1 protein-coding gene is annotated in these 876 nt (G+C 56.8%); it reads left to right on the forward strand.

Translation table 11 applies throughout. From position 1 onward, the window contains the following. Positions 1 to 148 precede the first annotated feature (148 nt). Positions 149 to 876: IS701 family transposase (locus tag GOX01_RS12740; RefSeq protein ID WP_218023028.1), on the forward strand; the 728-nt coding region annotated here is incomplete at its 3' end.

Raw genomic sequence — 876 nt, forward strand, 5'->3', positions numbered from 1 at the left:
TCCGTAGAAGCAACCAGTGAATCAGATCTCAGGATGATCGTATAGACCTTTTGTCAACGCGACCTAGCACTACTTTGGCAGAAGCATGATTTTTAGGATTCCCATGGCGCAGATTGCGTGATTCATGGGGAGCCAGCTTTGACGGAGGCTGGCATTGGAAGAAGACTGGCAAGCGGATCTTGAGCAATGGCTCGCCCCATATCTGGATGGTCTGGGCAACAAGACGCGGCGTAAAATGTGCCCCGCCTATATCGCAGGTCTGATTGGGCCAGGAGATCGCAAGAGCATCCAACCCATGGCCGCACGCTCGGATGCGGTCCCCTATGACCGGCTGCATCATTTCATCGGAGCCGGGCTTTGGGACAAAGCTCCACTGGAAGCGACCTTGTGGAAACAGGCGGATGACCTGGTTGGTGGCGACGGATCCTGGCTGATCATCGATGACACTGCCCTGCCGAAGAAGGGCAAAGCCTCTGTTGGCGTTGCGCCCCAATACGCAACCGCACTAGGCAAGAATGCGAACTGCCAGACAATGGTCTCTGTGACACTGGCTTCGGGTGAAGTTCCCCTGATGCTGAGTCTGCGGTTGTTCCTGCCAGAAAGCTGGACAAGCGATGTCGCGCGCATGGACAAGGCGGGCGTACCTCATGCCTTACAGGACTACCGCACGAAGCCTGAAATCGCGCTTGAGGAAATTGATCGCGTCATCGCAGCAGGTGTCCGCTTCGGCTGCGTGCTGGCCGATGCGGGTTACGGGTTGTCAGCTCCGTTTCGGCAGGCATTGACCGCACGGAGTCTTTGCTGGGCTGTCGGTATTCCCCGACACCAAAAGGTCTACCCCGCCGATGTTCAACTGATCTTCCCGGTTACAGGTCG

It is taken from the genome of Gluconobacter oxydans (genome assembly GCF_006539685.1).
GTDB classification, from domain to species: domain Bacteria; phylum Pseudomonadota; class Alphaproteobacteria; order Acetobacterales; family Acetobacteraceae; genus Gluconobacter; species Gluconobacter oxydans.